Source organism: Erythrobacter oryzae, assembly GCF_030271515.1.
In the GTDB taxonomy this organism is placed as follows: Bacteria; Pseudomonadota; Alphaproteobacteria; order Sphingomonadales; family Sphingomonadaceae; genus Erythrobacter; species Erythrobacter oryzae.
The window spans coordinates 660,013-669,175 of record NZ_JASCXI010000004.1 but is presented as its reverse complement, the minus strand read 5'-3'; the positions used below and the strand labels follow the sequence as shown (position 1 = coordinate 669,175).

Here is a 9,163-nt window from a genome sequence, read left to right as displayed (position 1 = left end):
ACGGCGGCGGCGGTGGCGGCGGCTGGGATCAGGGCGGCGGCGGCGGCTCGTCGGGCGGCGGCGGCGGCTTCGGCGGCGGCGGGGCTCCGGCGGGCGGCGGCTACGACGATCTCGACGATGATATTCCGTTCTGAGGGCAGGCTTCGAGGCCCTGCGCCTCAGAAGGTCACGAACAGGTTCAGGTTCGCCGTGTGGTCGATCCGGTCCGGCCCGTCGCGCCACACGCGCTGGTTGAGGTAGCCCGGCACCACCTCGACCCCTTTCGCCAGCGGGAACGAGACCCCGACGAAATTGCGCCACACCGACAGCCCCCCGCGCTGCACCGGGCCTGCGTCCAGTTCGACGAAAGGCTCGGTATAGGCGACGATCCTGTTGTCCTTGCTCACCGGCACCCTCAGCTGCACGAATTGCCGCAACCGCCACGCCGTGCCCTCGCGCTCCTCGAAGGTGCGCTGTTCGAGCCGGGTGCGGCTGTCGAGCGTCGTCCCGCCGCTGGTGGCCAGCAGCCGGATGTTAAGCTCCTGATAGAAGCGGTGTTCGTTGAACTTCGCCGGGCCGACCGGATCGGTCAGCACATAGGCATAGCCCGCGCCGATATTGACCCCCTTGCTGATCCGGTAGCCGACCAGCGAGCGCAGCAGCAACTGCCCGAGCCGCTCGGCGTCATTGGTCAGGCGCTCCTGCGCCTCGAGCCGGACGTAAATGTCCTCGCTCGCGTTCACCGTCGCGAACTGGCCCAGCCAGACATTGCCGTCCTCCTCCGCCGCGTCGAGCGGGCTGGGGATCAGCACCAGGCTGAAGAGGGGCAGGAAGCGTAAGGCGGACATGGCAATAGTCATGCACCCCTCCGGCTTAACGGCGCGGCGGTGCGGCCCTCAGGACTTCTTCAGACCGGCGAGCAGATCGGCGAGCGGCCCCAATTGCTCACCCTCCTGCACGATCCCCGCCGCCTTGCGCGCGGCATCGGCATTCGGCCCTTCGGCATAGGGGTCGATGGCGAGGCCGAGGGTCTGCGCCACCGCCTCGCCGAGGTCGAACATCTCGCCCGAATATCCGATCTCGTCGCAATCATCGGCTTCGAGTTCGATCTCCTCCGCCTCGGTGGCAGGGCGCTGGCCCTCGTCGACGAAGCGCAGGTCGATGGGTTCATCGATGGCAACGGGAAAATCCTCGCCGCTGATCGCGCAGGGCTGCTGGATGGTGGCAGTCAAACGTCCAGTCGCACGGATCGCGCGCGGGCGCTGTTCGAGCGCGACCTCGGCCCGCAAGGCCTCGACCGCGCCGAGGCCGAAGCGTAGCGCCAGCGCGGCGCGTTCCTCGGCGCTCGCCTCGATCACCACCGGGCCGCCGGCCAGCGGACGGGTCTTGATCATCCGGCTGAGTTCGGAAAGGGGCGGTGCGCCGCTCACCAGATCGCGCTCGCTTTCAGCATTTCCGCGTCCGAGAAGCGCCCAAGCCGCTCGAAAAGCTTCATCAGTCGCTCGGCCACGGCGCGCGCGCTCGCGGCCTCGTCAGCGCCTTCGGCAAAGGTCACGTTGCGCGCGATTGCGGCGGTGAGCTTCTCCAGATCGCCCGCATTGAGCGCGCTGCGATAGGTCCCGAGCCGCCCGCCGAGCACGCTCATCAGCTTGCCGATGCGCTTGCCGACCACGACGTCGTTGACGCCGAATTCGCGCAATTGCCCGTCCATGTCCTCGACGAACAGCTCGGCGAGCAGCGCGCTTTCGGCACGCAGGTCCGAGGCCTCGATGCGCACCATCACCGCGCTGAGCACCGCGCAGATCATGTCGAAGCGCCCCGCGATGGAGTCCGCCACGCCGCAATCGGTGTAGTAGACCGAATCGCGCGCCAGCTCGATCACGCGGTGCCACAGCGGGCGCACGCCCTCGCGCGGGTCCGGGGCGGTGCCGAGCAGGCGGGAGAGGAAGGACATTTTTTCTGGCAGCCTTTCACGGGTGGCAGGGGTGGCGAGCAAGTCACGCCGACCCCAATCGCTTACGCTAACGCACGAGCGGCGGATGCGTTCAAGCCGCATTCAAGCGCGCCCGCCCACGGGTTTCCCATATGGTGCGTTGCATGCCGACGCCTAGCCCCTTAAAGCACCTCGCGCGAGGGAAAAGCCGCCCCGCGCGGCACGAGACGGAAACGGACGAGATTTTGGCGCAGACGATGAAAACAGGCGGCATGAACAAGGCCCGCACCGCGGCGGCGGTGTTGCTGGCGGCGGCGCTGCTGCCGGGCTGCACCTCGATCCGCGAATCGCGCGGCTATATCGAGGATCCGACGCTGACCTCGCTGATCCAGCCCAAGATCGACAACCGCCAGTCGGTCGAAGGCACGCTGGGCCGCCCGACCTTCACCAGCCAGTTCGGCACGCCGACGTGGTATTACGTCTCGAGCATCACCGGCCAGCGCCCCTTCAACCGCCCGCGCATCCGCGACCATTCGGTGCTGGCGGTGACCTTCGATGCCAATGGCCGGGTGAGCGAAGTGAAGCGCAGCGGGGTGGATCAGGTGGTCTATCTCGATCCCGAAGGCGACAAGACCCCGGTGCTGGGCCGCGAGCGCAGCTTCCTCGAGGATCTGTTCGGCAATATCGGCCAGGTCGGTTCGACCGGCCTGCCGGGCGGTGCGGGCGGCGGGCCCAACGGGCAGTAACTTGAACCCCTGCTCGCCTGCTCCATATTGGCAGGCATGAGCAACGATTCCAGCGCCCACGGCCTCGTGCAATGGCACGGCACCACCATCATCGGCGTCCGCCGCAATGGCACCACGGTCATCGCCGGTGACGGGCAGGTGTCGATGGGCAACACCGTGATGAAGCCCAACGCCAGAAAAGTGCGGCGCATCGGCGATGGTAGCGTGATCGCGGGCTTTGCCGGCGCGACCGCGGATGCCTTCACTTTGTTCGAGCGGCTCGAGAAGAAGCTCGAGCAGTATTCCGGCCAGCTGATGCGCGCGAGCGTGGAGCTCGCCAAGGACTGGCGCACCGACAAGTATCTGCGCAATCTCGAGGCGCTGATGATCGTCGCCGACAAGGACACGCTGCTGGTGCTGACCGGCAATGGCGACGTGCTCGAGCCCATCGGCGATATCGCCGCGATCGGATCGGGCGGCAACTTCGCGCTCGCCGCGGCGCGGGCGCTGGCGGACTACGAGGCGGACGCCGAGACGATTGCCCGCAAGGCGATGGCGGTCGCGGCCGAGATCTGCGTCTTCACCAACGGCAATTTGACGGTCGAGACGGTTTAGCCCTATCCGCCCCGGGTGCGCGAAGCGAGCAGGGGGGCGTAACCATCCTTGAGGCGAACACCGCTGCGGACGGCAAGATCGCCGTGATTCAGCTGCTGCGCGCGGCCGCCGCGCTGACGGTGGCGGCGGTGCATCTGGCCTTTGCCTTTGCCGATCATCTCGGCGCAGGCTTGCGGATAGGGTCGGCCTCGCGCGGCGAATTGCCCGGGCAGATCGCGGTGATGGTGTTCTTCGTCATCTCGGGCTTCGTGATGGTGGTCTCCTCGCGCGGCCTGTTCGCCCGGCCGTGGGCGCGCCGGGTGTTCTGGACGCGGCGGGTGGTGCGGATCATGCCGCCCTACTGGATCGCGACCGGGCTGCTCGCACTCCTGTTCCTGACGCTCTATCCCCGGCCGATCGACGGCTGGCGCTTCGCCCAATCGCTGCTGCTCATCCCCTATTGGCCGCCGGACGGGTCGATCCGGCCGCTGCCGTTCCTGTGGGTCGGCTGGACGCTGTTCTACGAGATGATGTTCTACGCGCTGTTCGGCCTCTTCGTCGCATGGCGGCGCGAGGCGGCGGTTGCGGGGACCCTTGCGGTGCTCGGCGCGCTGGCGCTGGCGGGTCTGCGGGTCCCGCCGGAGAACGCGGTGATCTATGCTGCAACCCGCCCGATCACCCTCGTCTTCGGTGCCGGGATGGTGCTGGCGCTGTGGCGCGAGAGCGGCGCGCGCGCGCCCGGCTGGCTGCGGTGGGCGGCGCTGGCGGGATTGGCGGCGGCGCTGTGGCTGGTGCCTGCGCCGGACGATGCGGCGACGATGAGCTTCGACTATCTCGCCTGGGCCGCGCTCCCGGCGCTGCTGATCGCCTTTGCCGCCCTGTCCGGCCCGCTCGCCCTGCCCGGCGCGGGGCTGATCAACCGCGCGGGCGATGCCAGCTACGCGGTCTATCTGCTCCACGTGCCCCTCGCGTGGTTCTGGCTGTGGTTCTGGGGCCGCCTGCCGTTCTTCGATGCCGGGCCCTGGGACTATTGGTTGAGCGCCACGGCCGCGACCTGCGGGCTCGGCTGGGTGTTCTTCCGCTGGATCGAGCGGCCCATGACGCTGGCCTTGAACCGCCGGTTCGCCGCGCCACATAACGGCGAGGCAATTCGCAGAAAGACCCCATGACCACCTCTTCCCCCGCGACCCAGTCCCTCACCCCCAAGGCGATCGTCGCCGCGCTCGACGAGCACATCATCGGCCAGGCCGAGGCCAAGCGCGCGGTTGCGGTGGCGCTGCGCAACCGCTGGCGGCGGCAGCGGCTCGGCGCGGATCTGCGCGACGAGGTCACGCCCAAGAACATCCTGATGATCGGGCCGACGGGCTGCGGCAAGACCGAGATCAGCCGCCGCCTCGCCAAGCTCGCCGAAGCCCCCTTCATCAAGGTCGAGGCGACCAAGTTCACCGAAGTCGGCTATGTCGGCCGCGATGTCGAACAGATCGCCCGTGACCTCGTCGAGGAGGCGATCCGGCTCGAGAAGGAACGCCGCCGCGAGAAGGTGCGCGAGGCGGCCTCTACCGCCGCGATGGACCGGCTGCTCAACGCGCTGGTGGGCGATAACGCCTCCGAGGCCACCCGCGAGAGCTTCCGCCAGCGCATCGTCCAGAATGCGATGAACGATGTCGAGGTCGAGATCGAGGTGAGGGACACCCCCGCCGCGCCCTTCGACATAGGCAACATGGGCGGGCAGATCGGGATGATCGACCTCTCGGACATGATGGGCAAGGCGCTGGGCCGCAAGAACACCCGCCGCCAGAAGCTGCGCGTGCCCGATGCCTGGGACAGGCTGGTCGACGAGGAGGCCGACAAGCGCCTCGACCAGGACGATGTCGCGCGCGCCGCGCTCCAGAATGCCGAGACCAACGGGATCGTGTTTCTCGACGAGATCGACAAGATCGCGGTCAGCGACGTGCGCGGCGGATCGGTGTCGCGCGAGGGCGTGCAGCGCGACCTGCTGCCTCTGATCGAGGGCACCACGGTCGCCACCAAGTATGGCCCGATGAAGACCGACCACGTGCTGTTCATCGCGAGCGGCGCCTTCCATGTCGCCAAGCCTTCGGACATGCTGCCCGAATTGCAGGGCCGCCTCCCCATCCGCGTCGAGCTGCGCGCGCTGACCGAGGCGGACTTCGTGCGCATCCTCTCCGAAACCCGCGCCAATCTCGTCGCGCAATACACCGCGCTGCTGGCGACCGAGCAGGTGACGCTCGACTTCGCCGAGGACGCGATCCCTGCCATCGCTGCCATCGCCGCGAAGGTGAACGCCACGGTCGAGAACATCGGCGCACGGCGCTTGCAGACGGTGATGGAGCGGCTGCTGGAAGAGATCAGCTTCGAGGCCGAGGATCACGTGGGCGAGACGATCACCATCGATGCGGCCTACGTGGAGGCGCGGCTCGCGGGGCTGGCGGGCAACACCGACCTTTCGAAGTATATCCTGTAATGACGGGCGGCCCGGTCGGCGACCTTGCGGGGATGCTGGCGGGGATGGCCCCGGCGCTCGACGCGCGGCGCTGGGCCTTTGCTCTGGTGGACGGCGCTGCTCCGGATGAGGCCTTCGCGATCGTCCGCGAGGACGAGGGCACGACCGCGATCCTGCCCGACCCCGCCGGGGACTTCGCGCGCATCACCCTGACGGTCCACTCCGCACTGGACGGCGTGGGGCTGACGGCGGCGGTCGCGGGCGTGCTCGCCGAGCGGGGGATTGCCTGCAATGTCGTCGCGGGCTTCCATCACGATCACCTCTTCGTGCCCTTTGAGCGGGCAGAGGAGGCCGTGCGAGCGCTTGCAGCGCTGAGCACGGGCGCGGCCGCTGGCGAGGGCCCCTCGGCCTGACGGCCCTCGGGGTCCGGGACGTGGCCGCTGGCGGGGGCTTGGGTTCAAGCAGGGATCGCGGAGCGTAATTGTCCCGCTTTCATATCGACTTAACCTCCTGCGGCTTAAGTCCCGCCAGAGGCAGATTTCGATAACGGCACAGAGACATGGCCCAGGCAAACCATCCCGGCGCGTCCGCACTCCTCGTGGTGCATTATTCGCGCCGGGCACTGGCATTACTGCTCACGTTCGGCGCGGCACTTGTGGCCTTGGGCTGCTTCCTGTTCTCCGTCGGGGAACTATCCGCTTTTGCGCTCGTCCTGGCGGGTCTGATCGTTTTGGCGCACGCGGTGCGATATCTCGTTGCGACGCGGCTGGTGACGATCCTGCCGACGGGCCTGATCTATCACGGTTTTGTGAAGTCGTTCCGCGCGGACTGGAGCCAGATATCCAAGGTCGGCGCGGGGCAGGGCGAGGAAGTCGCCGACAGCTTCACCTTCCACGCGACCGGCCCGTTCGGGGTGTTCGGCGAGTTCGCGATCAACGAGTTGCTGATCCGCGGGCCGAAAGGCGAGCTGGCGGCAATTGCCGAAGCGCTAGAGCGGGCGCAGCGCGGCGCGCACCCGACGTCGCAATTCGGCAAGCGGCGTCCGCTTTCGTTCTGATTGCTGACCTCCGGCTTTCTCACACAAAGCCACAAAGACACAAAGAGGGCGCGCCAGGCCGCAGGCCAAGCCCTTCTTCCTTGTGGCTTTGTGCCTTTGTGTGAACCTCCCCGCGGCTTTGCCGCGTAACCTTCTCCGCGGCCTCCTTTCCTCCGTGTTATCTGCGCGAACCCGAAAAGCAGGACCCCGGGGCAGGCGGGCGCGCATGTTGGACAAATACCGCTTTCCTACTCGCCCAGCGCCTGACAGCGTGCCTGCATGAGCCAGCAACCCGCCCGTAATGCGCCTTGTGCCGCCGCCAGCGGGGCGGGGTGTTTTTGGGTTCCGGACAGTGTCTCATGTGTCTCCAACACGAAGGCCGGAGACGCGGTCACTCGCCCAGGAGGTAGCGCTTCCAGAACACCAGCTGCGCAAGGAAGGCGTAGTCGGCATTGGCCTTCTTGCGGAAGCCGTGGCCTTCGTCGGCGGCGATCAGGTGCCATGCCTCGCCGCCGTTCTTGCGGATCGCGGCGACCATCTGGTCGGCCTCGGACTTGGGCACGCGCGGGTCGTTGGCGCCGGTGATGACGAACATCGGCTTGGTGATCTCGCCGACGCGGGTCAGCGGGCTGATCTCGGTCAGCTTGGCGCGCTGGGCAGGGATGCGTTCGTCGCCATACTCCACCCGGCGTAGGTCCTGGCGGTAGGGGTTGGTGTTCTCGAGGAAGGAGACGAAGTTGCTGATCGCGACGATGCAGGTGGTGGCGGTGAGCTTGTCCTTGAGCTGGACGGCGGCGGCATAGCACATGTAGCCGCCGTATGAGCCGCCGGTGAGGCCGATCTTGGCAGGGTCCACGGCGGGGTCGGCGCGCACGGCGTCGATCAGGGCGGCCATGTCCCTGACCGAGTCCTCGCGCTTGAAGGGGCCGTTGTCCAAGCTGACGAAGCGCTTGCCGTAGCCGGTCGAGCCGCGGACGTTGGGGAAGAAGATGCCGACGCCGAGCTCGTTGAGGTAATAGTTGTCAGAGCCCATGAAGCCCGCGGTGCTCTGGCCTTCCGGCCCGCCGTGGACGTCGACGATCAGCGGGCGCTTGCCCGGGAACTTGGCGGGGTCGGGGAGGTAGAGGAGGCCCGAGACTTCGAGCCCGTCGAAGCTCTTCGTCTTGACGATGCGGGGTTCGACATTGACCGAAGGGTCGAGCCCGCCGGTCTCGGACTGGGTCCAGCGGGTGAGCTGCATGGTCTTGGGGTCGAGGCTCCAGACGTCCGAGGCGCTCTTGGCGCTGGAGAAGGAGAAGCCGATCTCCCCCCAGGGTGCGAACCTGAGGCCGCCGATCTGGCCCGCGGGGAGCGCGTCGACGCGGGTAACCTTGCCGGTCGCCACATCGAGCAGCCGCATCCGGTCGGAGCCGGCCTCGTTGACCTCGTAGACGATGGTCTTGCCGTCGTCCGAGATGGCGAAGCCGTCGACGTCCCAGGCCTCGGTGGTGACGGGAGTGAAGGCGCCGGTGGCGGGGTCGAGCCGGCCGAGGCGCTGGAAGTCGGAATCGCGGTCGGTGGTGACCCACAAGGTGCCGTCGGGGGCGACGTCGAGGCCGGAATAGCTGACCTTGGCCTTGGAATCGCCGATCGGGGTCATGGTGCCGGTGGCAAGGTCGAGGCGGTAGATGTCGACGTCCTCGACCGAGCGGTAGTCGGCGACGTAGGCGGCGGCGTTGTCATTGGAGAAAGCCGCGATCGCCCAGCCGCCGCCCTTGCTCTCCCACACAATGCGGGAGGAGGCGGGGTCGCGGGGGTCCATGACGTAGAGGTCGGCGTCGATCCCGTTGCGGCGGGTGGAGCTGAAGCCGATCAGGCTGCCGTCATTGCTCCAGGCGTTGATCTCGTTGCGGCTCCTGCCGTCGGTCAGCAGGGTGAGGCGGCCGTCCTTGAGGGTGTGGAGCTGGAAGTACTCGTCGCCCCCGCGGTCCTTGGAGACGACGATGACGTCGCCCCGCACCGGAGCGTAGGAGCCGCGCACGGTCTCGGCCTCGAAACTGATCTGGGTGCGCGCGCCCATCGGCATGGCGACGCGGTGGAGCTGGCTGACGTTGGCGAAGCGGGTGGTGATGAGGACGGCGCGGGTCTTGGGGTCCCACCCGGCAAAGCCCGCGCCGCGCGCTTCGAGATAGGGGCGCACGTCGGCGGCCAATGCCTGCGGGATCGGCGGCATCTCCTCGGCGGTGAGCGCGGCGGGGAGGGGGACGGCGGGGGCCGGGGAGGGGGCGGGTGGGGCCGCCTCCTGCGCGGCGAGCGGCATGGCGGCGGCGGCGAGCAGCGCGCCCAAAGACAAAGAACGAAGCATCCGGTGGTCCCCTTGCGATGACGGTTCCCGCGCGGCCCCCGCGCAGGTGGCGAAAGCCCGGCGAGGGGCCATTGCCTGAAAGAAGCGG

General features: G+C 68.1%; 10 protein-coding genes and 1 pseudogene. 7 read left to right on the top strand and 4 right to left on the bottom strand.

What is annotated here, in order from left to right; all coding sequences use genetic code 11:
- Positions 1-134 (top strand): annotated as a pseudogene (locus tag PFX90_RS17145) (single-stranded DNA-binding protein); the annotation flags it as partial.
- Positions 135-158: 24 nt separating this feature from the next.
- Here the strand turns inward: PFX90_RS17145 and PFX90_RS15765 are convergent.
- Genes PFX90_RS15765 through PFX90_RS15755 form a run of 3 tightly spaced genes read right to left on the bottom strand, consistent with a single transcriptional unit; the run spans position 159 to position 1,933 of the window.
- Positions 159-839 carry a DUF2490 domain-containing protein gene (locus tag PFX90_RS15765; RefSeq protein ID WP_285713588.1) on the bottom strand — a complete coding sequence of 227 codons (681 nt, stop codon included), beginning with the start codon at positions 837-839 and terminating at the stop codon, positions 159-161.
- A 36-nt stretch (positions 840-875) separates the two neighbouring features.
- Positions 876-1,409, bottom strand: a complete 534-nt coding sequence (locus PFX90_RS15760; RefSeq protein WP_285713587.1) for a YceD family protein — start codon at positions 1,407-1,409, stop codon at positions 876-878.
- Positions 1,406-1,933: a ubiquinol-cytochrome C chaperone family protein gene (locus PFX90_RS15755; RefSeq protein WP_285713586.1), complete on the bottom strand. Its 528-nt coding sequence runs from the start codon at positions 1,931-1,933 to the stop codon at positions 1,406-1,408. Before PFX90_RS15755 ends, PFX90_RS15760 begins: the two co-directional genes overlap by 4 nt.
- A 251-nt stretch (positions 1,934-2,184) precedes the next feature.
- On the opposite strand from PFX90_RS15755, the gene PFX90_RS15750 reads away from it, so the two are divergent.
- From PFX90_RS15750 to PFX90_RS15725, 6 genes are all read left to right on the top strand, one after another.
- On the top strand, positions 2,185-2,658 hold the full coding sequence (locus PFX90_RS15750) for an outer membrane protein assembly factor BamE (RefSeq protein WP_285713584.1): 474 nt from the start codon (positions 2,185-2,187) through the stop codon (positions 2,656-2,658).
- Between the two features lie 36 nt (positions 2,659-2,694).
- Positions 2,695-3,252 (top strand): ATP-dependent protease subunit HslV, encoded by a 558-nt coding sequence (hslV, locus tag PFX90_RS15745; protein WP_285713583.1) that lies wholly within the window; start codon positions 2,695-2,697, stop codon positions 3,250-3,252.
- Positions 3,253-3,335: 83 nt separating this feature from the next.
- Positions 3,336-4,400, top strand: coding sequence for an acyltransferase family protein (locus PFX90_RS15740; protein WP_285713582.1), 1,065 nt, complete (start codon positions 3,336-3,338; stop codon positions 4,398-4,400).
- Positions 4,397-5,716, top strand: coding sequence for an ATP-dependent protease ATPase subunit HslU (gene hslU, locus PFX90_RS15735; RefSeq protein ID WP_285713580.1), 1,320 nt, complete (start codon positions 4,397-4,399; stop codon positions 5,714-5,716). The genes PFX90_RS15740 and hslU overlap by 4 nt, the downstream gene beginning before the upstream one ends.
- The gene (locus PFX90_RS15730; RefSeq protein WP_285713579.1) at positions 5,716-6,108 is read left to right on the top strand and encodes an ACT domain-containing protein; all 393 of its coding nucleotides are present in this window, start codon (positions 5,716-5,718) and stop codon (positions 6,106-6,108) included. Before hslU ends, PFX90_RS15730 begins: the two co-directional genes overlap by 1 nt.
- Positions 6,109-6,254: 146 nt before the next feature.
- Positions 6,255-6,752: a hypothetical protein gene (locus PFX90_RS15725; protein WP_285713577.1), complete on the top strand. Its 498-nt coding sequence runs from the start codon at positions 6,255-6,257 to the stop codon at positions 6,750-6,752.
- A gap of 370 nt (positions 6,753-7,122) precedes the next feature.
- On the opposite strand, the gene PFX90_RS15720 is transcribed toward PFX90_RS15725, so the two are convergent.
- Entirely contained in the window at positions 7,123-9,075 is a 1,953-nt protein-coding gene (locus PFX90_RS15720) for a S9 family peptidase (RefSeq protein ID WP_285713576.1), read from the bottom strand.
- Between the last annotated feature and the right edge of the window lie 88 nt (positions 9,076-9,163).

Bases quoted from the DNA above. Each gene is read 5' to 3' on its own strand.
- hslU (WP_285713580.1), top strand. From the start codon at position 4,397: ATGACCACCTCTTCCCCCGCGACCCAGTCCCTCACCCCCAAGGCGATC.
- PFX90_RS15720 (WP_285713576.1), bottom strand. From the start codon at position 9,075: ATGCTTCGTTCTTTGTCTTTGGGCGCGCTGCTCGCCGCCGCCGCCATG.
- PFX90_RS15755 (WP_285713586.1), bottom strand. From the start codon at position 1,933: ATGTCCTTCCTCTCCCGCCTGCTCGGCACCGCCCCGGACCCGCGCGAG.
- PFX90_RS15725 (WP_285713577.1), top strand. From the start codon at position 6,255: ATGGCCCAGGCAAACCATCCCGGCGCGTCCGCACTCCTCGTGGTGCAT.
- hslV (WP_285713583.1), top strand. From the start codon at position 2,695: ATGAGCAACGATTCCAGCGCCCACGGCCTCGTGCAATGGCACGGCACC.
- PFX90_RS15750 (WP_285713584.1), top strand. From the start codon at position 2,185: ATGAACAAGGCCCGCACCGCGGCGGCGGTGTTGCTGGCGGCGGCGCTG.
- PFX90_RS15765 (WP_285713588.1), bottom strand. From the start codon at position 839: ATGACTATTGCCATGTCCGCCTTACGCTTCCTGCCCCTCTTCAGCCTG.
- PFX90_RS15730 (WP_285713579.1), top strand. From the start codon at position 5,716: ATGACGGGCGGCCCGGTCGGCGACCTTGCGGGGATGCTGGCGGGGATG.